This is a genomic window from Novosphingobium anseongense (genome assembly GCF_037482895.1).
In the GTDB taxonomy this organism is placed as follows: domain Bacteria; phylum Pseudomonadota; class Alphaproteobacteria; order Sphingomonadales; family Sphingomonadaceae; genus Novosphingobium; species Novosphingobium anseongense.
On record NZ_JBBHJZ010000005.1, the window covers coordinates 143,236 to 165,316 of the forward strand.

General features: G+C 66.0%; 18 protein-coding genes and 1 tRNA gene. 8 read left to right on the plus strand and 11 right to left on the minus strand.

What is annotated here, in order from left to right; translation table 11 throughout:
- Window positions 1–38: 38 nt before the first annotated feature.
- From WG901_RS20325 to WG901_RS20335, 3 genes are read right to left on the minus strand one after another with little or no spacing between them, the layout of a single operon-like run.
- Window positions 39–1,355: an LLM class flavin-dependent oxidoreductase gene (locus tag WG901_RS20325; RefSeq protein ID WP_339588952.1), complete on the minus strand. Its 1,317-nt coding sequence runs from the start codon at window positions 1,353–1,355 to the stop codon at window positions 39–41.
- Entirely contained in the window at window positions 1,355–2,056 is a 702-nt protein-coding gene (locus WG901_RS20330; RefSeq protein ID WP_339588953.1) for an SDR family NAD(P)-dependent oxidoreductase, read from the minus strand. The genes WG901_RS20325 and WG901_RS20330 overlap by 1 nt, the downstream gene beginning before the upstream one ends.
- Window positions 2,056–2,772: a glutathione binding-like protein gene (locus tag WG901_RS20335; RefSeq protein WP_339588954.1), complete on the minus strand. Its 717-nt coding sequence runs from the start codon at window positions 2,770–2,772 to the stop codon at window positions 2,056–2,058. Before WG901_RS20335 ends, WG901_RS20330 begins: the two co-directional genes overlap by 1 nt.
- A gap of 334 nt (window positions 2,773–3,106) precedes the next feature.
- Between WG901_RS20335 and WG901_RS20340 the strand changes: the two genes are divergently transcribed.
- The gene (locus WG901_RS20340; protein WP_339588955.1) at window positions 3,107–3,424 is read left to right on the plus strand and encodes a hypothetical protein; all 318 of its coding nucleotides are present in this window, start codon (window positions 3,107–3,109) and stop codon (window positions 3,422–3,424) included.
- Between the two features lie 3 nt (window positions 3,425–3,427).
- A complete protein-coding gene (locus tag WG901_RS20345) occupies window positions 3,428–5,410 on the plus strand; it encodes an alkyl/aryl-sulfatase (RefSeq protein ID WP_339588956.1) in 1,983 nt (660 codons plus the stop codon).
- Window positions 5,411–5,479: 69 nt separating this feature from the next.
- On the opposite strand, the gene WG901_RS20350 is transcribed toward WG901_RS20345, so the two are convergent.
- Window positions 5,480–5,704, minus strand: coding sequence for a hypothetical protein (locus WG901_RS20350; protein WP_339588957.1), 225 nt, complete (start codon window positions 5,702–5,704; stop codon window positions 5,480–5,482).
- Between the two features lie 117 nt (window positions 5,705–5,821).
- Here WG901_RS20350 and WG901_RS20355 point away from each other — a divergent pair, with 117 nt between their 5' ends.
- Both WG901_RS20355 and WG901_RS20360 read left to right on the plus strand, forming a co-directional pair.
- Window positions 5,822–7,030 carry a dipeptidase gene (locus tag WG901_RS20355; protein WP_339588958.1) on the plus strand — a complete coding sequence of 403 codons (1,209 nt, stop codon included), beginning with the start codon at window positions 5,822–5,824 and terminating at the stop codon, window positions 7,028–7,030.
- Window positions 7,031–7,054: 24 nt separating this feature from the next.
- On the plus strand, window positions 7,055–9,409 hold the full coding sequence (locus WG901_RS20360) for a TonB-dependent receptor (RefSeq protein ID WP_339588959.1): 2,355 nt from the start codon (window positions 7,055–7,057) through the stop codon (window positions 9,407–9,409).
- A gap of 38 nt (window positions 9,410–9,447) precedes the next feature.
- Here the strand turns inward: WG901_RS20360 and WG901_RS20365 are convergent.
- A tRNA-Lys gene (locus tag WG901_RS20365) sits at window positions 9,448–9,523 on the minus strand.
- 185 nt (window positions 9,524–9,708) lie between these two features.
- Between WG901_RS20365 and trhO the strand changes: the two genes are divergently transcribed.
- Together trhO and WG901_RS20375 are read left to right on the plus strand one after the other, a co-directional pair.
- The gene (gene trhO / locus WG901_RS20370; protein WP_339588960.1) at window positions 9,709–10,680 is read left to right on the plus strand and encodes an oxygen-dependent tRNA uridine(34) hydroxylase TrhO; all 972 of its coding nucleotides are present in this window, start codon (window positions 9,709–9,711) and stop codon (window positions 10,678–10,680) included.
- A complete protein-coding gene (locus WG901_RS20375; protein WP_417603849.1) occupies window positions 10,673–11,302 on the plus strand; it encodes a glutathione S-transferase in 630 nt (209 codons plus the stop codon). The genes trhO and WG901_RS20375 overlap by 8 nt, the downstream gene beginning before the upstream one ends.
- Before the next feature lie 2 nt (window positions 11,303–11,304).
- On the opposite strand, the gene WG901_RS20380 is transcribed toward WG901_RS20375, so the two are convergent.
- Window positions 11,305–13,332, minus strand: coding sequence for a molybdopterin-containing oxidoreductase family protein (locus WG901_RS20380; RefSeq protein ID WP_339588962.1), 2,028 nt, complete (start codon window positions 13,330–13,332; stop codon window positions 11,305–11,307).
- A 222-nt stretch (window positions 13,333–13,554) separates the two neighbouring features.
- On the opposite strand from WG901_RS20380, the gene WG901_RS20385 reads away from it, so the two are divergent.
- Window positions 13,555–15,732, plus strand: coding sequence for a TonB-dependent siderophore receptor (locus tag WG901_RS20385; RefSeq protein WP_339588963.1), 2,178 nt, complete (start codon window positions 13,555–13,557; stop codon window positions 15,730–15,732).
- A gap of 62 nt (window positions 15,733–15,794) precedes the next feature.
- On the opposite strand, the gene WG901_RS20390 is transcribed toward WG901_RS20385, so the two are convergent.
- From WG901_RS20390 to WG901_RS20410, 5 genes are all read right to left on the minus strand, one after another.
- The gene (locus WG901_RS20390; RefSeq protein ID WP_339588964.1) at window positions 15,795–18,011 is read right to left on the minus strand and encodes a xanthine dehydrogenase family protein molybdopterin-binding subunit; all 2,217 of its coding nucleotides are present in this window, start codon (window positions 18,009–18,011) and stop codon (window positions 15,795–15,797) included.
- Window positions 17,998–18,480, minus strand: coding sequence for a (2Fe-2S)-binding protein (locus tag WG901_RS20395; RefSeq protein ID WP_339588965.1), 483 nt, complete (start codon window positions 18,478–18,480; stop codon window positions 17,998–18,000). The genes WG901_RS20390 and WG901_RS20395 overlap by 14 nt, the downstream gene beginning before the upstream one ends.
- Before the next feature lie 8 nt (window positions 18,481–18,488).
- Window positions 18,489–19,046: an FKBP-type peptidyl-prolyl cis-trans isomerase gene (locus WG901_RS20400; RefSeq protein WP_339588966.1), complete on the minus strand. Its 558-nt coding sequence runs from the start codon at window positions 19,044–19,046 to the stop codon at window positions 18,489–18,491.
- A 70-nt stretch (window positions 19,047–19,116) separates the two neighbouring features.
- Complete coding sequence (locus tag WG901_RS20405; RefSeq protein WP_339588967.1) at window positions 19,117–20,004, minus strand: hypothetical protein; 888 nt, start codon at window positions 20,002–20,004, stop codon at window positions 19,117–19,119.
- Window positions 20,001–21,002 (minus strand): isopenicillin N synthase family dioxygenase, encoded by a 1,002-nt coding sequence (locus WG901_RS20410; RefSeq protein WP_339588968.1) that lies wholly within the window; start codon window positions 21,000–21,002, stop codon window positions 20,001–20,003. The genes WG901_RS20405 and WG901_RS20410 overlap by 4 nt, the downstream gene beginning before the upstream one ends.
- A 129-nt stretch (window positions 21,003–21,131) precedes the next feature.
- Here WG901_RS20410 and WG901_RS20415 point away from each other — a divergent pair, with 129 nt between their 5' ends.
- Window positions 21,132–22,070, plus strand: a complete 939-nt coding sequence (locus tag WG901_RS20415) for a LysR family transcriptional regulator (RefSeq protein WP_339588969.1) — start codon at window positions 21,132–21,134, stop codon at window positions 22,068–22,070.
- The last annotated feature ends 11 nt before the right edge of the window (window positions 22,071–22,081 follow it).

Here is a 22,081-nt window from a genome sequence, read left to right on the forward strand (position 1 = left end):
AGCACTCCGTCGCGGCGACGGGGTGCTGCTTCGCCTTGCTATTCGGCGAGGAACTGGTTCGCGGGGCGCTTCAACCCCAGGTGGTCGCGCAGGGTCGTGCCCTCGTACTCGGTGCGGAACAGCTTGCGCCGCTGAAGCTCGGGCACGACGCGATCGACGAAGTCGTCGAGCCCGCCCGGAAGCCACGGGAACATGATGTTGAACCCGTCCGAACCCCGCTCCTCGAGCCAGGCCTCCATGCCGTCCGCGATCGTCTGCGGGGTACCCACGAAGGACAGGCCAGCATAGCTCCCCGCCTTGGCGGCAAGCTGCCGAATGGTCTTCCCCTTCGCCGCTTCGACCATGCGGTCCCGGCCCGATCGGCTGGCATTGCTTTCGGGAATTTCGGGCAGCGGCCCATCGGGATCGAAACCCGACACGTCATAGTCGAGCGCGATCGACAGCGAGCGGATACCGCTGTCGTAGTGCACCAGGCTGTCGAGATGCGCGCGCTTCCCCCACGCTTCCTCATCGCTGTCGCCCACCACGACGAAGGCTGCAGGCAGGATCTTGAGGCTGTCGGGATCGCGGCCCAGCGCCGGCATCCGCCCTTTGACGTCGGCGTAGAAGGCCTTGCCCCGCGCGAGATTGTCTGCCGATCCGAAGATCACCTCTGCTGTTTCGGCCGCAAGCTGCCGACCGGGCTCGGAGGCGCCGGCCTGGACGATCACCGGCCAGCCCTGGACAGGCCGCGCAATGTTGAGCGGGCCTCGCACCGATAGGAACTCGCCCTTGTGGTCGAGCACGTGGAGCTTGTCGGGATCGAAGAACACGCCGCTCTCGACGTCGCGGACGAAAGCATCGTCGGCCCAGCTGTCCCAGAGCCCGGTGACCACCTCGTGAAATTCGCGCGCCCGAGCATAGCGCGTCTCGTGGGCGAGGTGCACCTCGCTACCGAAATTGTGCGAGGTCTCTGGGTTGCCCGTGGTCACGACGTTCCAGCCCGCCCGGCCCTGGCTCAGGTGGTCGAGCGAGGCGAAGCGCCGCGCAATGTGGTAGGGCTCGTCGTAGGTGGTCGAGGCCGTGGCGATCAGGCCGATCCTCTCGGTCTCCATTGCCAGCGCCGATAGCAAGGTCAGCGGCTCGAACGAGGTCACCGTATGGCTTCGCTTCAAGGCGTCGATCGGCATGTTCAGCACGGCCAGATGATCGGCCATGAAAAAGGCGTCGAACTTCGCCGCTTCGAGCCGCTGCGCCAGCCGGCGGATCAGCGGGAAATTGAAATTGGCGTCCGACGCCGCGCCCGGATAGCGCCAGGCGCCGGTGTGGATCGAGATCGGGCGCATGAACGCGCCGAGATGGAGCTGGCGGCTCATCAGAAGCGCTCCACCCAGGGACGCAGTTCGACCTCCCAGCTCCAGGCACTGCGCGGCTGCGTCAGGACGCTGAGATAGGCTTGGGCGATATCGTCGGGATCGAGCGTGGAATCGGGCGCTTCCGCGGGATCGGGCCGCGTGGCGCTGCGCACCGCGCCGTCGATGACGAAGTGGGCGACGTGGATGCCCTGCGGCGAGAGTTCGCGCGCCGCGCTCTGCGCGCGGCCGCGCAGGCCGAACTTCCCGATGGCGAAGGCCGAGGACTGTGCGAAACCCTTGACGCTCGCGGTCGCGCCGGTCAGCAGGATCGCGCCTGCCCCGCGTGGCAGCAGGCGTTTGGCGGCCTCCTGGACGACGAGGAAGCCCCCGAAGGCCGACACCTCGATCGCGCGGCGCACCGCTTCGGGATCGAGCTCGGCAATAGCGCCGCGAACCCGGCCGCTGGCATTGTATAGGACGATCTCGGGCACGCCGATGCGCGATTCGACTTCCGAGAACAGCGCCCGGACCGCCGCGGGGTCCGAAGCATCGACCGGCAGTGCCACGGCGCCGATTTCTTCGGCGAACAGCGCAAGCTTCGCAACGTCACGCGCGGCGAGCGCAACCTTGACGCCTTTCGCCGCCAGCGCGCGTGCGAACGAAGCGCTGATGCCGGCACCCGCGCCGACGATCAGGGCCGTACCATAAGGAAGACTGCCCATCAGTTCGTCCTCCCCTGAACGACCGCGGCCGTCTGACCGAACAGGATGCGCTTGGCCTCCTCGCTCTGCGGCGCGCCAGCCCCTGGATTGACCTGCGCTACCAGCGCATAGGCCCGTTCGGTGGCCGGACGCTCGCGGATCGTCTCGAACCAGCGTTGGAGGTTGGGGAAATCGCCGAGCACCTGGCCCTGCCGTTCCCAGGGCACCACCCAGGGATAGGACGCGATGTCGGCGATCGAATAGTCCTCGCCCGCCAGGAACGGCCGGTCGGCGAGCCGCTTGTCGAGCACGCCGTATAGCCGGTTGGTCTCGTTGGTGTAGCGCGTCACCGCATAGGGGATCTGCTCTGGCGCGGCGTAGCGGAAATGGTTGTTCTGCCCCGCCATCGGGCCGAGCCCGCCCATCTGCCAGAACAGCCACTGCAGCGTTTCGGTTCGGCCGCGCGGATCGGACGGGATCAGCTTGCCGGTCTTCTCCGCGAGATATTGGAGGATCGCGCCGGATTCGAAGACCGAGATCGGCGCGCCGCCGTCGGCCGGTTCGTCGTCGACGATTGCGGGTATGCGGTTGTTGGGTGCGATCGACAGAAAGTAGGGCAGAAACTGCTCGCCCTTGCCGATGTCCACCGGAGTGATGCGGTAGGGAATGCCCGTTTCTTCGAGGAACAGGGTAATCTTGTGACCGTTCGGCGTGGTCCAGTAATAAAGGTCGATCATGTCGTTCTCCGGCGGCGCAACCAAGCCGCACGCCGAAGCGAGCGGACGGCGGTGAGCCATCAAGCATGGAAGGCGAGGCCTGACGCTGTCGTCCGGGCATCGGCAGGTGATCCGGCGAGCTCAGGCGGTTGCCGGTCCCCAGTGCGCGGTCGCCTGATCGGCCGGACCCTGAGCCTGTCCAAGCTATGAACGCACCCAAGAGTGTCAATCTCAAGTTTTGCTTTGGACGCTCGAAGAATGCTTTGCGCCTCGCCGCCTCAACCCGCCCATAATCTCTATTGATGGAGTAGAGATTTATCCGCTAACGCGGGCGGGTAACAGGGGGCGTTCGATCATGCCGGCTCATTCCGTATCGTTCACCGCTGCCGGCTCGTCCGATCTGGCCGCTGCGACTCTGGATCCGTTTCACAGTGCGCAGCACTTGCTGTGCCAGGGCAAGCCGCTGTCGACCGATCAGTTCGCCGAACTCGACGAACTGCTGCGCCGGGTCAGCCATCGGCAATTCCTGGAACTGACCGACGATCCCGCACATCAGCCGCAGCTGCGCGTCTATCGCGCGCTGTCGCGGCGTATCGGCATGCGGGCGATCACACTGGCGCTCGCCGGCCTGAGCGCGATCGCGGGATCGTTCGCCCTGTTCCTGGCCCGCTGAGCCATGGGCAAACTGCCGTTCGCATCGCTGCTGGTCTGTGCGACGGCGCTCGCCACGGGGCCGGTCGACGCCCAGTCCCATCCGGCCAGCACCGTCACTCGCGCGGCCAACCAGACTGCCCTGACCGCCGCCGCCGAAGACGAGGCGCGCGAAGCGATCGAGGACGCCGCCGCGCGCCGCGGCCTGATCGCCACCCTGCCCGATGGCGTCGTGCGCAATGCGGCGGGCGAGGTGATCCTCGACCGGCGCGACTTCGCCTTCCTGAACGATCCCGTCGCGCCGGCCAGTGTCCATCCGCGACTCTGGCGGCAGGCCCGCCGCGATGCCCAGCACGGCCTGTTCGAGGTCGTCCCCGACGCCATCTGGCAACTGCGCGGCTACGATGTCGCGGTGATGACCTTCATCAAGACCGACAGCGGTGTGATCGTGGTCGATCCGCTGACCACCGAAGAAGCGGCGCGATCCGGCTGGGCGCTGTTCCGCGAAAAGGTCGGCGGCTGGCCGATCCGCGCGATCCTTTTCTCCCACAGCCACGTCGATCACTTCGGCGGCGTGCGCGGGATCATCGACGCGGAGGCGGTAGCGCGCGACAAAATCCCGATCATCGCTCCGCACGGCTTCACCGAGGAGGCCGTCAGCGAAAACGTCCTTGCCGGCCCGGCGATGCTCGCGCGCGCCGAGTTCATGTTCGCAGGCAGTCTTTCGGTCGGCCCCCAAGGGCATGTCGATACGGGCCTGGGTCCGCGCGGCGCCAAGGGCACTTCGGGCTTCATGCAGCCCAACCGGCTGATCGGCCCCGAAGGCGCCAGCATCACGATCGACGGGCTCGAACTGATCTTCGCCGATGCCGCGCGTACCGAGGCGCCCGCGGAATACGTATTCTACGTGCCGCGCTACAAGGCCCTGCACTCGACCGAGGTCGTGACCAAGACCTTCCACAATCTGCTGACCCCATGCGGCGCGCAGATCCGCGACGGGCTGCGCTGGTCGCAGGTGATCGATCAGATGCTGCAGCGCTGGGGCAGCGAGGCGCAGGTGCGCCTCGGCTCGCACGGTTGGCCGACCTTCGGCGGCGAGGACCTGCGCCGCGAGCTCGTCGGCCACCGCGACATCTATCGCTTCGTCCACGACCGCACCCTGGCCGCAGCCAATGGCGGCGCGACGATCCAGGAATTGCCCGACATCCTCGAAGCCGCGCCGGGCCTCGCTCCCTATCCCACGGCGCGCGGCTATTACGGCACGATCAACCACAACGCCAAGGCGGTCTACCAGCGCTATTTCGGCTGGTGGGACGGCGTGCCGGCCGACTACGATCCTTTGCCGCCCGAAGAAGCATCGCGCGGCTATGTGGCTCTGGCTGGCGGGCCGAAGAAGCTGCTTGCGGCGGGTCGGCGCGCCTATGATGCGGGCAACTATCGTTGGGCGGCAACGCTGTTCAACCACCTGGTCTTCGCCGATGCCACCGACACCGCGGCCAAGAGCGCACTGGCCGATGCCTACGAGCAGATCGGCTATCAGGCGGAATCGGGCGCCTGGCGCAATTACTACCTGGTCGCCGCCGCCCGCCTGCGCGGCGAGGCCACGCCGCGCGCCTTGCCCGTTCGCCAGAGCGCCAGCTTCGTGGCCGCCATACCGACGCTCGACTTCTTCAACGCGCTGGCAACGCGATATGCGCCGACGACAGCGCTAGCCGAACCGCGCATCCTGCGTTTCGTGCTGACCGACACGCGCGAGAGCATCGCTGTCGAGCTGTCGGGCATCGTCGCCAATCCGCGAGCCGAGGCGTGGGACGCGGCGAAAGCGCCCACTGCCGCCGAAGTCCGCACGACGCGCCGCGCACTGCTCGGCTTGATCGGCGGCGAAGCCAAGATCGCCGACCTACTGGCGGCGAAGCAGATCGAACTCTCGGGCGACCTTGCCCTGCTGCAGCGCTGGACGACCAGCCTGCGGCCGATCACATCCGGGTTCAATATCGTCACGCCTTGAGCGTTTCCAGCACGCGGATCACCGCCGCGTTTTCGGCTGGCGTGCCGATCGTGATGCGGATCCAGTCGTTCAACGGTGCGAAAGCCCGGCCGATCGCAATGCCAGCCGCCGCCGTTCGGAGACAACGATGTCGCGCATGCGGCGGACGTGGTCCTGGTCCGCCAGCGCTGCCGATGCGGCCGCGGTGGCGGCAGCCATCCGGAACAGTTCGCGACGACCCAAGGCACCGAAATGCAAGGTATCCGGATGAGACATGAAAGATGATTCCAATAGTCGAACCAACTTATCGGTCATGACAGGCCCATGAGAAGTCCCGTCCTATGACGATTTTCAATCGTCTCATTTGGCGTTTCAACCCCATATCGCTGCAACAGCTTTTATCATCGGACATCGTCACAGCCCGGAGTGATCATGTCCCGTCTTCGCCCAACCTATTTGCTTGCGACATTGCTCCTCGCTTCGGCTGCTGGCGCTGAAACGCCGGTCGATACCGACGCAATCCACCGCCGCGTGCTCGAGCTAGACAGCCATGCCGACGTCCTCCTGCCCGACGCGGCAGGCAAGACACCGTCGCAGCAGGTGAGCCTCGCGCAGATCGCGCAAGGCGGTCTCGACGCCGTCGTCCTTGCAGTGGCGGTCGGCCCCGGCCCGCGCGATGCCGCCGGCATTGCTGCCGCACGCCAGGAGGCCGACCGCAAGCTCGGCCTGATCAAGGCCTTCATCGCCGAAAATCCGCAGCGCGTCGGGCTGGCGCTCACTGCCGATGCCGTGGAACGCCTGCACCGCGAAAACCGTCTGGCCGTGATCATCGCCTTCCAGAACGCGCGCGCGATCGGCGCCGATCTGTCGCAGATCGACCGCCTCTACCGAGAGGGCGTACGCGTCTTCGCGTTCAACCACGCCGGGCACAACGCGTTCTCGGATTCCTCGCGTCCCGGCAAGGAACCGGCCTCGGTCAACGGCGGTCTCTCGCCATTGGGCCGTACGGCCGTTGCCAAGCTCAACGACCTTGGCGTGCTGATCGACGTTTCGCAGCTTTCGGGCCCTGCGCTGGCCCAGACACTGCAGCTCACACGCGCACCCGTGGCCGCCACTCATTCCGCCGCACGCGCGCTGATCGACAACACACGCAACCTGTCCGATGCCGAGCTCGACGCGATCAAGGCCAATGGCGGCGTGATCCAGGTTCCGCCTTTCGCCAGCTACCTGCATCAGCAGGATGCCGCGAGCTTGGCCAAGGTTGCCGCCGTGCGCCACGAATATGGCCTTACTGCCGAGAGCAAAGCGCCGCTCGACGGGATCGACACCCTGCACGAAGCGAAGCGCAAGGCCTTCAACGACGCGGTCAAGCAGGCCCAGTCGCGCGGCACGCTCGGCGAATATGTCGATCACATCGACCATATCGCCAGGCGGATCGGCTGGCAGCACGTCGGCGTGGGCACCGACTTCAACCACGGCTCAGGCGTGATCGGCTTCGACAGCGAGGCCGATGCCCCCAACGTCACCCGCGAACTCGTGCGCCGCGGCTACGACGAGCGGCAGATCGCCGCGATCTGGGGTGGCAATTTCCTGCGCGTGCTTCGCGCCGCGCAAGCGGCCACTGCCCACACCGCGCCGTAAATCGATCGAACAGGGGGAAATCACATGACTTCACGAAATCGCGCGCCGCTGCGCGCTGCGCTGCTCGCCTCCGCCTTGCTGGCAATGCCCGCGGCGGCCCGGGACGCCGCCGAGGACGAAGCGCCTTCGTCCGCACATGACATCATCGTCAGCGGCCGCCGCGTCTCGCAATCGTCGGAAGCGATTGGCGAGGAGAAAGTGACCAACACGGTCGCGATCACGCGTGAGGCGCTGCTTTCCGCGCCATCGGGTATCTCTGGGCTGAAGATGCTCGAAAGCCTGCCCGGCTTCAACGTCCAGACCGAGGGTAGCCTCGGCCTTTATGAATTCGGCAACAGCGTCCAGGTTCGCGCCTTCAACCTCGACCAAATCGGCTTCCTCGTCGATGGCATACCGACCGGGCGCAGCGATCCATTCGGGGGAAGCCCGGTGTTCCGCTATGTCGACAACGAGAACCTCGGCGTGGTGGAAGCCTCGACCGGCGCCGGCGACGTCGGTCTCCCGTCGTATTCCTCGCTCGGTCCGATCGTCCAATACCGCTCGATCGAACCGCAGAACGACCTCGGCGCTTTCGTTTCGCAGACCTTTGGCGAGAACGACCTGCGGAGGACTTTCGTACGGTTGAGCAGCGGCCGCGTGGGGCCGTTCAAGGGCTATGTCAGTTTCACGCGGCTCAAGAGCGACCTGTGGCGGGGCGCCGGCACGATCGACCGCAAGCATTGGGAAGCCCAGCTCAAGGCCGATCTCGGTGGTGATAGCTGGCTGCGACTGAAATTCGTGTCCAACGACTTCTTCGACTATGATTCCCCCACGCTCTCGCGCACCGACTATCTTTCGGCCACGCCCGATGCCGGCGGCAAGACCGGGCGGAACCGCGGCTATATCGGCTTCGTGCCCGACTATCCGCCGCTCGCGACGGCGCCGACGGTGCGCTATTCGGATCCGCGCCACACCTATTACTTCGGCAATGCCATCAACATCCGCAACGACCAGCTCTACGGTGGAACGCTCCACGTCGCGCTCAGCGACAAGGCCTATGCCGAGACGACGGTCTACTGGGAGGACAAGGACGGTTACGGCGTCTCGCCCGATTCCTATGGAAACAGTCTGCCGATCTATCAGCGCCAGGCTTCAGTCGGGCTGCGCGTAACCGCACCGCGCGGGCTGCAATACGGGCTATCGGGCGTCGGCGGCGACCGCTACGGCATCGTCTCCCGGCTGAACTGGACCGCGGGCGTGCACCGGCTCGAGGCCGGGCTCTGGGGCGAGATCGACCAGTACCACCGCACGCAGCTGCGCCTGAACAACCAGAACGGCGCGCCCGACGGCGCGGTGATCCCGACCGAGATCGTCTATCTGCGCCGCGACTATCGCTCGAAGCGCGAGGCGCTGCAGTTGTTCCTCAAGGACACGATCACTCTGGCCGACGACCGGCTGGTGATCGACCTCGGCATCAAGGGCCTCAAGCTCGACTACCGCCAGCGCGGCTATCGCGACTTCAACGACTATGCACGCACGGTCAACGGCGTGAACCTGCCCGGCTGGGGACCGCAGCTCAACACCGCCGCCTATCAGGACTTCTTCCTCCCCTCGGCCGGCCTGCTCTACAGGCTCGACGGCCGCAGCCAGATTTTCGCCTCCTATGCGGAGAACTACGCGCTGCCCAAGGGCATGGACGACATCTACGCGGTCGCGCTCAATTCCTCGGCTGCGCTCGTGCCGCAGCCTGCGCCCGAGAAGTCCCAGAACTTCGAGATCGGCCTGCGCACCAACCAGGCCGAGTTCTATGCGGTGCTAGCGGCCTACTATACGAAATTCCGCAACCGCATCCAGTCGATCGCCGGGATCCTGCCGGGCACGACCAACGTGACCGAGACCTTCTTCCGCAACGTGGGCTCGGTCGAAGCCTATGGCGCCGAGTTCACCGGCACCTGGAAACCGCGCTTGCTCAATGGCCTCGCCTATTTCAATGCCAACGTCACCTACAACCACGCCACCTTCCAGGACGACATTCCAGGCGTGGCGGCCATCGCTGGCAAGACCATTCCCGACAGCGCCAAGTGGATCGTCGCCGGCGGCGTGACGGTAGAACCGGCGCCCTGGCTCGTCGCCAACTTTTCGGGCCGCCGCATCTCGAAGCGCTTCGCCAACTTCACCAACACCTTCAGCGTGCCGGCCTACACGGTATGGAACGCCTACGTGGACCTCGGCGACGGCATCGGGATCGGGCCGGTCAAGAACCTGCGCGCGCGCCTCAACATCGATAACGTCTTCGACCGGGACGCACTGAGCTTCATCTCGCCGCAGGTCACCACCGACGGCCTTTTCCGCCCGCTATCTCCGCGCACGATCCAGTTCACGGTCGCTGCCGAGTTCTAGCCTTCGAAATCGAGGATCACGGCAGTATCGTGAAGTCATGGTGAGCCCTGCTGGGTTCGAACCAGCGACCTACTGATTAAAAGTCAGTTGCTCTACCGACTGAGCTAAGGGCCCGACCAAGTGGCGTCACCTAAGGGTACGGCGCAGGCGGGTCAAGCGGCAGCCGTCCGGGAAATCACATCGGGCGGCTGCAGGGTTCCACGGACGGCCGAAAGACCTGGTGCTCAATGCTGTTGTCGGGCGCCCAAGTCGATTAGGGGGGCCGGATCGCCCATCCCTGACTCGCTGGATCCGAATTCGTGGCCAAGACCGACCTTCCCCCGATCTGCGTCGCGGCGCTCTACAAGTTCGCGCGGCTGGGCGATTGCGAAGCGGTGCAGCGGGACCTCGCGCAGCTCTGTTGCGCGCAGGGCGTGAAGGGCACGCTGATCCTGGCGCGAGAGGGCATCAACGGCACCATCGCAGGGTCGGACGAGGCGATCGCGCACGTGGTCACCCATTGCCGCGGCCTGCCCGGCTTCGCCGAGCTCGAGGTCAAGTATTCGCGCGCCGAGGCTCTGCCCTTCCACCGCATGAAGGTACGCGTGAAGCGCGAGATCGTGACCATGGGCGAACCCGCGATCGATCCGCTCACGGGCGCGGGGCATTACGTCTCGCCGCAGGACTGGAACGAGCTGATCAGTGATCCTGCGACGATCGTCATCGACACACGCAACGATTACGAGGTAGCGATCGGCACCTTCGCCGGCGCGATCAATCCGCAGACCGCGACCTTCCGCGACTTCCCGACCTGGTTCCGTGCGGAACGCGAGCGGCTGCTCGGCCAGGGCATGCCGCCCAAGGTGGCAATGTTCTGCACGGGCGGCATCCGCTGCGAGAAGTCGACCGCTTTCCTCAAGGCCGAGGGGCTCGACGAGGTCTACCACCTGCACGGTGGCATTCTCAAATATCTCGAAAGCGTTCCCGCCGAGCAGAGCTTGTGGAATGGCGAATGCTTCGTGTTCGATCAGAGGGTTGCCGTCACCCATGGGCTTGCGCCCGGCACCCACGACCTCTGCCATGCCTGCCGCCGACCAGTGAGCGCGGCCGAGCGCATGGATCCGCTCTACGAGCCTGGGGTGAGTTGCCCGGCCTGCCATGCCGAACGCAGCGACGACCAGCGCGCCGGTTATGCCGAGCGCGACCGCCAGGAACGCCTCGCCCAGCGGCGCGGAACGGCGCACGTCGGCGCCAAGCTGCCCGCCAAGCCGCCCGAACATGGCGATGATTGACCCGATCCTCTACAGCTTCCGGCGCTGCCCTTATGCCATGCGCGCCCGGCTCGCCCTGCTGGTGAGCGCCACGACCTGCGAGATCCGCGAGGTCAAACTTTCGCAAAAGCCCGCCGAACTGATCGCGGCCTCACCCAAGGCGACGGTGCCGGTGCTGGTGCTGCCCGGGGGCGGCGTGGTCGAGGAAAGCCGCGAGATCATGGCCTGGGCGCTCGCGCAACGCGATCCCGAGGGCTGGCTGGACCGCGAGGATCGCAACCTGATCGAGATGAACGACGGGCCGTTCAAGCACCACCTCGATCGCTACAAGTATCCCGAGCGCCACGGCTCGCAGCCGGGGGAGCACCGGGCGGCCGCGCTTGAACTGCTGCGCGGACTCGAAGCCCGGCTCGCCTTACAGACCAACCTCTGCGGCGACCTTCGCGGGCTGACCGACGCGGCGATCTTTCCTTTCGTGCGACAGTTCGCCGAGACTGACCGGGCCTGGTTCGACGCGCAGCCGCTGCCGCACCTGCAGGCCTGGCTCGCACGGCATCTCGCCTCGGAGCTGTTCGCCGCGATCATGCTCCGCCTGCAGCCCTGGCAGCCCGAGGACGCGCCGATCCTTTTCCCGGCGGGCTAGCCTCAGGCCGCCTCGACCGAAACCTCCAGCCCCGAGAACAGCAGCATGCCGGTGATCGGATCGACTTCGCGCGTGGTGCTGGTGAGGTTGTTGACGTTCATTTCGTCGGACCAGCCGTGCGGGATGTTGATGACCCCGGGCCGCAAGGTGTCGTCGATCTTCAGCGGCCGCTCGACCTTGCCGCTGACCGTGCTGACGCGGATCAGCGCGCCTTCGGCAAAGCCGCGCTTCACCGCGTCAACCGAATTCATCATCACCTGCGGCGGATCGCGCAGGTCGATCAGCTTCGAATTCTCGTGATACTTCTGGCGGCGCGGGATCAGAATCAGCTTGTCGGCATCGTGCGCGCTCTCGCGCGTTTCCAGGCCGGCGAGTTGCTCGGCCAGCAACCGCGGTGCGAGGCGCCAGCCGCCCAGCTTCTCGTCGACGAACTTCTGCACCCAGCCGATCACCGGCTCCTCGACGAGCAGGCGCTTTTCCTTAAGCTCCGCGAAATCGTGACCAAACAGGCCGAGGACATAGGCGAGGAAGCTGTCGTCGGTGCCCGCCGCGTGGTCGAAGCCGGGGAAGAAGTCGATCTCCATCCGCTTGCCGAGCTCGCCCAGAATCCACCAGAAAGCCTTGCGATCGCCCAGCGGCGCGATCAGCGCGGGGGTATATTGCGTGACCAGCAAAGGGAACGAGGTATCGGTAACGAAGCTCATGTCCGCGCGTTCGAGCTGGCCCTTGGTTGGCATGACATGGGTGGCGATGTCGACCGTGCGGTTGCCGCGGACGTCGAACACCCCCAGGACTTCGAGGTCCTGGAGCGCGGCATAGGAGCGCGCGGTCTCGGGCAGGCAGACTTCGAGGTTGCCGCCCCAGACCATCATCGCGCGCAGGTTGCCCGCGGCGATCTCGTCGGGGATCGCGGCGCAGGGGAAGTCGCCGTGGGTTCCGCGCAGCTCGGGCCGGCTCTTCGGACCGGGTCGGTTCCAGCCGTCCTCGGGCGCGGCGGGGAAGTCGGCCTTGTCCTTGCGCATGATACGCCCGGGATTGACCCAGGAACCGCCCTCGCGATCGAGCGAGCCCGTCACCGCCATCAGAGCCAGGGCAAGCCAACCGGTGACGTTGCCGGCGCGCTGCATGGTGACGCCGGTGCCAGTCTCGATCGAGAGCCGTCCGGCCTTGCGGATTGCCGCAACGAAGGCTTGCAGCGTCTCCGCCTCCACACCGGCGACCTTGCTGGTGTAGTCAAGCGTGAAGCGATCGACCGCCGCGGCCAGCTTGTCGGCGCCCTGCGCGTGATCGGCAATGTAGTCGCGGTCAGCGCCGTCGATCAGCAGTTCGCGGATGGCATAACCCAGCACCGCATAGTCGAGGCCCGGACGCGGCTGGATGAAGCCGTCCGAGCGCATCGCCGTCTCGCACTTGCGCGGATCGATCGTCCACAGCTCGGCGCCGTGCGCGCGCATATCACGCATCGCCGCGGTCGGCGCGTGCATCTGGATCGTGCGGGTGTGCGAAATAACCGGGTTGGTGCCGATGAAGATCACCATCTTGGTCTTCGAAAGGTCCGCGCGCGGTTCCAGGCCGGAAATCCCCGCGAACAGCTCGCCCGCCAGCGCCTTCGACACCGAATCGATCGTCATGTCGCTGTAGGATGACGGCGTGCCGATCGTCTTGCCGAAGGCCAGCAGGCTGTAGAAGCCGCTGGCGTCTAGGAAGCCGCCGCCGCCGATGAAGGTGCCAACGCCGACCGGGCCGGTCGTGGCAATGATGCGCTTGAGCTTGGGGGCGAGATCGTCGAGCAGGTGGTCCCATGTGGTCGCGACCAGTTCGCCGTCGACCCGGATCATCGGGCGTTCGAGGCGCTCGTCGCGGTGGTGGTCGGTCGCGATGGCCCGTCCCTTGGGGCAGGTATATCCGCGCGAGACCGGGTGCTCCTCGTCAGCGCGGACCTTGAGCGCCTGCTCGCCGTCGAGCGTGACGACGATACCGCACCCCGATCCGCAGATACGGCAGAAGGACTTCTTCTCGACGATGGTCATGGCTGGGGGTCCGAATGCGGAGGAAACGTGGGTCCGCCAGCGTCTTCCGTTTCTCGGCATCACGCCAATACAATATCGGCACGTCCAATATACCTAAATGGCTATATCCCTCGAGCTCATCGCCGGCCCGATCACAGTCTAGCCGAGCAACGTTCGGTTACAAATAATCTTGATAAGGATTCGCATTAGCGTTACCTCGCCCGCCGTTCAGAGGAGGGCGACATGACGACATTCAATCGGCGCGCGACGAGCATCGCGGCCTTGGCACTTGCGACGATCTGGGCATCGCCCGCTCTGGCCGACGACACCACCGGTGAGAACGAGACAGCGCCGCGATCGGACATCGTCGTCACGGCCGCCCAGCTGCGCGAGGCAGTCGTCGCCGGCAAGGCCGACATTCCGCTAATCGAGACGCCACAGGCGATCTCGGTCGTATCGGCGTCGGACATCGAGGCGCGCGGCGTCACCCGCCTGTCCGAGGCGTTGCGCACCGTCGCCGGCGTGTCACGCTCGACGACCTACGGCTTCTACGACGCCTCTACGATCCGCGGCTTCGACGCAGCCTATGGCAGCGTCTACCTCGACGGCCTGGTCAACGAGGCCGGCGTCGGCTTCAACCAGGAGCTGTCGGCGGTCGAGCAAATCGAAGTGCTCAAGGGCCCCTCGTCGATGCTGTTCGGCCAGGCACCGCTCGGCGGTCTGATCAACCTGGTCAGCAAGCGTCCGCGCGACGAGGCCTTCGTCAAGGTCACAGCCTCGACCGGATCGTGGAATCTCGTCGAAGGCACGATCGATGCGAACGCGCCGCTGAACGCCAGCGGCACTCTGCTCGCGCGCATCAACCTGACATACCGCGATGCCGACAGCTTCGTGCGCAATTCGGCGATCAACCGCATTTTCGCCGCGCCCGCGATCACTTGGCGCCCCGGGCCCGATACCACGCTCACCGTGCTCGGCCGCTATCAGCGCGACCACGACAGCCCTATCTCTCCGGTACCGTCCTACGGCACCGTCCTGCCCGGGGTCATCGCGATCCCCGAGGACTTCTCGATCAACAACGCCGGTGACCTGCGCGTGGTCAACAACCGCGATCGCGTGCAGATCGGCTATGTCTTCGACCACCGCTTCAGCGATGCGCTGAGCTTCTCGCAGACCCTGCGCTATACGCGGCGCAAGGAATTCTGGGACCGCTGGATGTTCGCCGCGGGCTTCCTCGATGCCAGCGGCCAACCGTCCTACGACGCCGACTTCAACGAGGTGCCGACCGCCACGATCGGCCGCTACTATTACGGTCCCTACAACGCGACCGACAAGGACCTCGCGGTAGACAACCGGCTGAAGGGCAGGTTCAAGACCGGCGGCATCGAACACGAGTGGCTCGCCGGCCTCGACTATCGCCAGAACCGCCAGACCTATTTCAGTGGCGGCGATTTCGATGCCACGCGTTTTCCGCTGAGCCTGGTCAATCCGAACTACAACCTTCCCTACGACACCTCCCAGGTCAGCGGCAGTCCGGGCGCCAGCAAGAGCCACCAGACCGGCGTCTACATTCAGGACCACCTCAAGTTCGGCGACCTGTTCACCCTGACGCTCGGCGGGCGCTACGACTGGGCAGATTCCTCGGGTCAGAAGGACGACGCCTTCAGCCCGCGGGTCGGCGCCACCATGAAGCTCGTCTCGGGAGTGAACGCCTATGCCAGCTGGTCGAAGTCGTTCCTGCCGCAGCTCTACAGCCAGCAGGTCGCCGGCTTCGACAGCGCAGGCAATCCCATCGGCGGCCCCGTCGTTCCAGAGCGCGGCAAGAACATCGAGGCCGGCCTCAAGTTCGCGCCCGAAGGCCTGAGCCTCAGCGGCAGCCTCGCGGTCTATCAGCTGATTCGCCAGAACGTGACGACGGCCGATCCGGTCTACCTCGATTTCGTGGTCGTCACCGGCGAACAGCGCTCGCGCGGGATCGAGGCGGAGCTGCGCTGGCAGCCGCGCCCCGGCTTCGACCTGAGCCTCGCCTATACCTATGTCGATGCCAAGGTGACGAAGGACAATTTCTTCACGGTCGGCGCTCCGCTGTCGAACGTGCCCAAGCACAACATCGGCGCCTTCGCGCAATACGAGGTGCAATCGGGGCCGCTCGCCGGGCTCGGCGCCAACCTCGGCGTCAGTTACAACTCCAAGCGCAACGGCGACATCTATTCGACCCGGCCCGACGGTTCAGTCCTGCTCTGGCTGCCCGGCTATACGCTGGTCGACGCTGGCCTGTCGTACAAGCATGACGGTTGGGGACTGCAACTCACCGTCGCGAACCTGTTCGACAAGCGCTACTGGCCCGACACCGGCGGGATCGACAGGGTCACACCCGGCAATCCGCGCAACTGGCGCCTGACGCTTTCGAAGCAGATCTGAGCCAACCGATTTCGACCGGGACACGCGCCGTCGCTGTCGGACGCGTCCCGGCCGAACTCGAGCTAAGTCGCGGTCTCGCCGAGCCGGATCGGCAGCGAGCGGATACGCTGCCCCGTCGCCGCGAAGATCGCGTTGGTCAGCGCCGGGATCACCGGCGGCAGCGCCGGCTCGCCCAGCCCTGTCGGCGGATTGTCGCTGATGACGAAATCCACCACGATCTGGCCTGGTGTGATCTCATGCCGCGCCATCGGGATCGCGTCGAAATTGGTCTCGACCGCCTTGCCGTTCTCGAAAGTCATCGCCTGGCCCAGGGCCTGGCCGATGCCGTCGATCACCGATCCGCGCACCTGGTGCTGCGCGCCCGACGTGTTGATGATGTGGCTGCCGACATCGGTCGCGGTCCAGACGCGCGGGACCGAGATCTGGCCCTTGTCGACGCGCACCTCGACAACCTGCGCCGAATAGCCCTGGTGACAGAAGTAGAAGGCGAAGCCGAACCCGGTCTTGCCGCGGCTTTTCGGGCGCTGCTTCCAGCCTGAGGTCGCCAGCACCTTTTCGATCACGCCGCGCGCGCGGCCGGTGTCGAGGCCGCGCTGTCCGGGTCGCGCCGAGGCCAGCAGCCGCGGTTCCCCGAGCAGTTCAAGCAGCAGGGACGGCAGGTCGCGACCGCCGGCTAGCGCCACTTCGTCGAGGAACGACTGGCTGGCGAAGCAGATGCCGTTCGAAAACGGCGCGCGCATCGGTCCGGTCGGAATCATCGTCTCGATGTTGGTCTGCCCGATCAGCAGGTTGTCGACGAGGCCCGCGGGGAACTCCTGCGCGTTTATCTCGCCCGAGCGGACCGGCTTGCCGCCCGTGCCGAAGCCGACCAGGTGATTGGCGAAGCCGGTCACCTTGCCCTTGCCGTCGAGCAGCGCCTCGTAGGCGTGCCAGCCGCCGGGGCGATAGAAGCCGTGCATCGTATCGTCTTCGCGCGTGACGATGAGCTGGACCGGCGTTCCGGGCACGCCTTTCGCGATCGCCGCGGCCTGGACCATCGTGTCGTTGATCAACCGCCGGCCGAAGCCGCCGCCGATGCGTGTGATGTTCACGGTGATGTCGCTCTCGGCGACGCCGAGCGCCTTGACGATGCCGTCGATGCCGTTCTGCGGCGCCTGGGTCGGCGCCCAGAGCGTGAACTTGCCGTTCTCGTAGAGCGCGGTGCAGTTCTGCGGCTCCATCGGCATGTGATGGAGAAACGGATAGTGGTATTCGGCCTGGACCCGCCTGGCCGCGCTGCCGCGCGCCGCCGCCAGGTCGCCGTCCTGCCGGACGACCTTTACCGGCGGGGCCTTGAGCAAAGGCGCGGCCTTCTCGGCATAGGTCTTGCTCGAATGACCCTCGCCGATCGCCTCGTCCCACTCGGCTACGAGCGCGTCGCTGGCATCGCGCGCCAGCCACCAGTGCGTCGCCAGGATCGCGACGCCATCGACGAGCTCCGTCGGACTGCCGTTGCCCTGGACCGGGAAGGCGTGGCGCACGCCGGGCTTGGCCTTGACCGCATCGAGCTCGGCGCGCTTGAGCTTCGCGCCGATGACCGGGCTCCGCGCATAGACCGCGTAGAGCATGCCCGGCAGGCGCGTATCGAGGCCGAACATCGGCTCGCCGCGGACGATACCCGGGGTCGCCACCTGGCGCAGCGGCTTCCCGATGATCCCGAAGCGCGCGGGGTCCTTGAGCTTGATCTGCTCGGCCGGCAGCGGTGTCAGTTTCGCGGCGGCCGAAGCGACCGCGCCATAGGTCGTCGATCGGCCCGAGGTCGCGTGGCTGATCACACCCTTGGCCGTGGTCAGTTCGGTCGCGGGCACGCTCCATTCCGCCGCGGCGGCGCGGACCAACAGGTCGCGCGCGGTGGCACCGGCGCGACGCATCGGCAGCCAGTTGGTCGGCGTCGACAGCGATCCGCCCGCAAACTGCGGGCCGTAGAGCGCCTGGTTAGCCTGGGCGCGGGTGATAACCACGCGATCCCAATCGGCGTCGAGCTCCTCGGCGATGATCATCGGCAGCGAGGTGCTGATCCCCTGGCCGATCTCGGGGTTCTTCGAGACGATCGTGATCAGCCCGTCGGGCGCGATCGAGACGAAGGCGTTGAGCATGCCGGCGCTCGCCGGCGACCCTTTGGCAAGGTCGGCGGCAAAGAGATCGGCGGCAAAGCCGAGGTTCAGTGCCAGGCCGCCACCGGCCAGCGCACCGACGCGAAGAAACGAGCGGCGGTCGATCGTCGCGTCAGGCCTTGGCACGGGCGCCTCCCTGCAATTTCTGCGCGACGGCAGCCACGGCGTCGCCAATCCGGTTGTAGCAGCCGCAACGGCAGATGTTGCCGTTGAGCGCCTCGACCGCACCGGTGCGGCCAAGCTTGGGATTGTCCGTCAGCGCGGCACAGGCGGTCATGATCTGGCCCGACTGGCAATAGCCGCACTGCGGCACGTCGTGTTCGATCCAGGCTTGCTGCAACGCGGCGCCGACCGGCGATTTGCCGATCGCCTCGATCGTGGTGACCTTGCCCTCACCGACGGCATCGAGCGGCAGACTGCACGAACGCACCGCGGCGCCGTCGACATGCACCGTGCAGGCCCCGCATTGCGCGATGCCGCAACCGAACTTGGTGCCCAGCAAGCCGAGCTCGTCGCGCAGGACCCAGAGCAGCGGCATGGCGCCGGGCAGATCGACACGGCGATCCTCGCCGTTGACGTTGACGGTGAACGACATCGCTTCCCTTACTCCTGTTGCCTGCCGGGCGTGGTTTCGGCCCCGCTGGCCTTGCGCATCGCGTCGATTTCCGCAGCGGTCTTGAAATCGACCAGTTCGACCTGGAAGACCAGATCCGAATTCGCCGGGATCGGCCCCGAGACCTGAGCACCGTAGCCCATTGCCGCGGGGATGCAGAACCGCGCAATGCCGGTCTTGGCCAGCATCTGCAGCCCTTGCGAGAAACCGGGGATCACGCCGTTGACCGGAAAGGCCGCCTGCGTGCCCTGATCGAACACCACCCCGGTCGCGGCGAGGTAGCCGATGTAATTGACCAGCGCGAAGTCGGCTTCCACCGGCTTGGCGCCCATGGCCGGACGCAGCATCGTATAGCCCAACCCCGACGCGGTCTTGGCCGTGCACAGGCGCTGTCCGGCGGGCAGCACCGGATTGAGCGGCAGCGGGATGATGTCGACCGTCGCTGCGCCAACGGGCGGCACCGCCGCGAAAACGGGTAGCGGCGCCATGAGGAAAGGCAGGATGAGGAGATGGGCGAAGCGCGATGTCGCGCGAGAGACGGTGTTCATGGCAAGCGCCATAGGCCTTGGCCGGACCGTCGATCAACCGCGCTGAAGGCCATCAAGACCACGAAGCGGTTCACAGCGCGATCGCAGTATGTCGGGCAAGATGACCCTTTTCCGCTTCCATCCATCGCAGCGCGTCGGGCGTTCCGCTCGTCTGCCGCTCGAAGGCGAACTCGGGCAGATGGAGGTCGACCGCGAAACGCAGACTTCGCAGGTCGCCATCGACGATCCGCGACATGACGACGGACCCGTCGGGCTGCAGCTCGAAGTCGCCGACCGCGATCTCTTCTCCCACTTTCTGCACCTGCGTGCTGTGCGAGACGATCCGGCCGCCCATCGCCACCGAAACCTCGTAGCTCTCGATCTCGCGCGACGTGACGAGCCCCTCGGCGAGCGCGCGATCGAGATCGGCGGCGTTTCGCAAGGCCTGGTGGACAGACGGAGATCGGGACTGGGCATAGGCCAGATGCTCGCCGGCCAGGATCAGCCCGCCGTCCATCGGCAGTTCCTCCCCGGTCTTCCTGTCGATCATGCCCAGCAGCCGCAGCCCGAGGAGCGGACCGGTCGAGCATTGCTGGCGCCAGTCCTCGACATAGGCTCCCGAGGGCGCGAACTCGAGGACACTATTGCCGATGTGATGAAAGCGCGCAGGTTCGGGCCACTGGTTGTGCAACTGATATCCGGTCGCGACCGACCAGGAGAGTTCCTGGCTGTCGCCGTCCCACAGCGTATCCCCGACCCAGCCCTGACGCGCGAGCACCGGGGTCGCCGCGGCGTCGGGCAGGCGCAGATCGATCGTGAAGGTCCGCGACTGAAACCAGTAGACGACCGTCGTATCGTCGGTCACGCCAGTGCAGAAGGTAATGCTCTTGCGCCGGAACGCACCGAGCAGCCGGCTTGGAAAGGCCGGCCCCTCGATGCCCATCGGCGGTAGAACTCTGAGCAGGTCCGCGAGCTTCATGCTCTCGCCATGTCCCGTTGTCCGAAGGAATCGAGCGGCACGGCATCGGCCAATACGAGCTCGCCGCGCGCCACCTTGCGCTTGAGATAGGCGAAGGTCTGCGCCGTCTGGTTGAACAGGTGCTCGCCGCCCTTGAGCGGCGCATAGCGCGGCACTTCGCCGCGCACTGCCGGGGCGACGACGTAGTCATAGTCGCAGGCGTGGAACAGAGCGAAGGAATAGCGCTCCTCCGGGACTTTCTTCACCCTGTGCCGCGTCGCAACGTAGCGACCGTTGGAGAGGATCTCCATCATGTCGCCGATGTTCATGATCATCGTGTCCTCGATCAACGGCACGTCGACCCAGTCGCCGTTCTTGTCGACGATCTGCAGACCGGGAGCGGTCGCGAAGAGCAGGGTGAAGCATTCGTAATCGGTGTGCGCGCCGATGCCCGGGCGATCCTCGGCGCTCGCATCGAAGGGGTAGTGTATCAGGCGAAGCTGGCTCGGCGGGTTCTGCAGATACGCATCGAAATGGTTCTCGGCCAGGCCGAGCGCGAGCGCAAAGCCGCGGAACAACTGCCGTCCGATCCCCGTGACGTGGTCGTAGTAAGCCTGCACGTCCTCGCGGAAACCGGGCATGTCGGGCCAGATGTTCGGCCCCAGCAGCGGCCGGCGGCCGGTTGCAGGTAGATAGTCGAAGTTGACGTCGTAAGCTTCCTTGAGGTCGCTGGTACCGACGCCGAACTGCTCCTCGCCCACGGGCACGTAGCCGCTATGGTTTTCCGAGCCGCCGATGTAGCTGCGCATCTTGGTAGCCTGATCGAGCGAAAAATAGGCTTCCGCCCGAACGAGGAGCCGGCGGAACAGCGCGGCGTCGAGCTGCGCGCCCCGGATATAGAGAAACCCCGTCTGCGCGCAGGCCTGATCGAGCGCAGCGGCAACCGCGAGCCTGTCTTCGAGGCGATCGCTGGCCAGCAAAGTGACGTCTACCAGGGGAAGCACGGGGCGCGGGGTCATGCGCTACACCCTTAGGCGGGCCGAGTCATAGGGGTAGATGCGACAGCAAGATGATTTGCATTGATTTGATCTATGACTTGGCCGATCTAGCCGCGACGCCGCATCGGGCCGACCAAGGAACCACGACACATGAGCGATCGCGGCCCGCTGATTGACAAGAAGTTTGCGAGCCGGGTCGACTGGAACCTGATGCGCACCTTCGTCGACATCGTCCGGGCGGGCGGGATCGGCGCGGCGGCGCGGCAGCTCAATCGCCAACAGCCGAGCATCAGCGCCGCGCTCAAGCGGCTCGAGGAGCACGTCGGAGCGACGCTGCTCCATCGTCACGCCACGGGCGTCGAGATGACCGCGGCCGGCAAGGCAATGATGGCGCTGTGCGAGGACATGCTCGAATCGGCGCGGATGATGCCGCACCAGATCGCCCAGGCGACGAAGCGCGTCGAAGGCATCGTCCGCATGCAGATCGTGTCGGGGTTGGTCTCGACCGAGTTCGACGAGGCGATCGCGAGCTTCCATCGCCGCAATCCGGCGATCCATGTCGAGATTCGTGTCTCGCCCTGGCGCCAGGTACTCGATGCGCTCGAACAGGGCGAGGTCGAGATCGGCGTCGGCTATGACAGCAGCGTGCGCGGCAGCCTGATGTACGAACCGCTGCTCGTCGAACGGCAGCAACTCTACTGCTCGCGCAGCAGCCCCTACTTCGGTTACCGCGTCAGCCGACTGGGCGAACTCAAGGACCAGGACTTCGTCCTCACCGGCGATGACGAGATCGAGCTGATCACCCATCTGCGCCGGCGCTATCGGCTTGGCACCAAGATCAGCGGCCTGGCCGAGGACATCAACGAGGCGCGCCGCCTGATCGTCAACGGCATCGGCATCGGCTTCCTGCCGATCCTCGCCGCCGAGAGCGAAGTGGCGAAGGGCCGGCTCTGGCCGATCCTCCACGCCGATTTCGAACCATCCTACGACATCTTCCTGCTCGCCCGGTCCGAAACGGCGCGCGACACGGCAACGCAGCTGTTCTGGGACGAAGTCCTCCGGCGGATCCGGGCCCAGCATAGGTCATAGACCCAGACTAT